The following is a 1,858-nucleotide window of genomic DNA, read 5'->3' as shown; positions in this document are numbered from 1 at the left end:
TCGACGGCGAGCGCTTCATCGAATGGAATTTCGTCGCCAGCAGCCGCGACGCGATCGAGCGCGCGAAAGAAGCCTGGACGCGCCAGGAAATGGGCAAGGTGCCGGGCGAGACCGAGTGGATTCCGCTGCCCGAATCGAAGCCGCGTTGAAAAAGGGGCGCACCGCCCCCATCCTGACGACATTCGAACGAAAGAGAACGACATGGACACCACGCTTGCCACATTCGAGAAAGACGTCATCGAGGCGTCGCTGGACGCACCCGTGCTGGTCGACTTCTGGGCGCCGTGGTGCGGCCCCTGCAAGACGCTCGGCCCGCTGCTGGAAAAGCTCGAAGGCGACTATGAAGGCCGCTGGAAGCTCGTGAAGGTCAACGTCGACGAGAACCAGGAACTCGCCGCGCACTTCCAGACGCGCAGCATCCCGCACGTGATCGCGTTCGCCGACGGGCGCCCGGTCGACCAGTTCGTCGGCGTGCTGCCCGAAGGCCAGTTGCGCGCCTTCCTCGACCGGCTCCTGCCGGCGCCCGAGGAAGCCGAACGGCGTGCCGCGCAGTACGCGATCGCCGAGGAGCGCTACGACGACGCACTCACGCACCTCGAGGCGGCGCTCGCGCTGAACCCCGGCTTCGACGACGCGCGCCTCGATCTGATCGAACTGCTGCTCGCGAGCAACCAGGTCGACGCCGCGCGCGCCGAGACCGAACGCCTGTCGCCGCAGACCGTGCAGAACGGCGATCCGCGCTACCAGGCGATCAAGACCCGTTTCGACGCACTCGAAGCCACGGCCGACCTGCCGCCGACCGATGCGCTCGAAGCGCGCATCGCGGCGAACCCGGCCGATCTCGACGCGCGTTTCGATCTCGCGCAGAGCCTGATCGCGCGGCGGGCGTATGAAGGTGCGCTGGAGCAGTTGCTGGAAATCGTCACGCGCGACCGCGCGTACGGCGACGATCTCGGCCGCCGCACGATGATCTCGGTGTTCGAGCTGGCCGGCGATCGCCCGGACCTCGTCGCCGGGTGGCGACGCAAGCTGAGCATGGCGCTCCACTGAACGGATGGGTGACCCGCCGGGCCGCAACGGCCCGGCTGCGGGATCGCCCCGCATGACCTACGACGGCGCGTGTCACGCGCCGCAGCATCCCTCAACGACCGCGCTTCACCACGGCTCAGCCGGCAGCCTGCGCCGCGATCGCGCGCAGCGCATGCGCGGCGGCCGCGAAGCCGAAGCTCGCGGTCACGCACACGCTCGAACCGAATCCCGCACAGTTGAGCCCGGCGACGTGCGCGGCCGCAGACGGCTCGGCGCCGTCCTCGAGGTCGCACGCGGCCGCTTCCGGGTAAATCAGCGGCTCGTCCGAATACACGGCGCTGACCTTGAAACGCGCCTTCGGCCCGCGCGGAAAGCCGTGCTGCTTGCGCAACTGCGCGCGCACCTTCGACAGCAGCGGATCCTGGATCGTCAGCGCGAGATCGTCGATCCGGATACGCGTCGGATCGAGCTGGCCGCCCGCGCCGCCGACCACGACGAGCGGCTGGCGCTTCGCGACGCACCACGCGATCAGCGCGACCTTCGTGCGCACGCTGTCGATCGCGTCGATCACGTAGTCGAAACCGCCGCCGAGCAGCGCGTCGAAGTTGTCGGGCTCGACGAAATCCTCGATCCGGTTCACGCGGCACGCAGGATCGATCAGCGCGATCCGCTCGGCCATCGCGTCGACCTTCGGCTTGCCGTAATTGCCGTCGAGCGCGTGGATCTGCCGGTTCGTATTGCTTTCCGCGACGTTGTCGAGATCGATCAGCGTCAGCGTGCCGACAGCATTGCGCGCGAGCGCCTCGGCCACCCACGACCCGACACCGCC

Annotated in this window: 2 protein-coding genes and 1 pseudogene; 2 read left to right on the top strand and 1 reads right to left on the bottom strand. The window is 68.5% G+C overall.

Translation table 11 applies throughout. From position 1 onward, the window contains the following. Positions 1 to 149: pseudogene (locus tag JYJ84_RS35630) on the top strand (pirin-like C-terminal cupin domain-containing protein); the annotation flags it as partial. Positions 150 to 201: 52 nt separating this feature from the next. After that, positions 202 to 1,050, top strand: a complete 849-nt coding sequence (gene trxA, locus JYJ84_RS35625) for a thioredoxin (RefSeq protein WP_174955472.1) — start codon at positions 202 to 204, stop codon at positions 1,048 to 1,050. A gap of 115 nt (positions 1,051 to 1,165) precedes the next feature. Here trxA and JYJ84_RS35620 read toward each other — a convergent pair. Beyond that, on the bottom strand, positions 1,166 to 1,858 hold a 693-nt coding region (locus JYJ84_RS35620; RefSeq protein ID WP_205190206.1), incomplete at its 5' end, for a ThiF family adenylyltransferase.

This window comes from Burkholderia sp. LMG 13014 (assembly GCF_905232215.1).
Classification (GTDB): Bacteria; Pseudomonadota; Gammaproteobacteria; order Burkholderiales; family Burkholderiaceae; genus Burkholderia.
The sequence above is the reverse complement of the archived record's forward strand: the minus strand, read 5'-3'. Positions and strand labels throughout refer to the sequence as shown.

What these genes read in the sequence shown, in the direction of transcription:
- trxA (WP_174955472.1), top strand. Translation starts at nt 202, where the DNA reads ATGGACACCACGCTTGCCACATTCGAGAAAGACGTCATCGAGGCGTCG.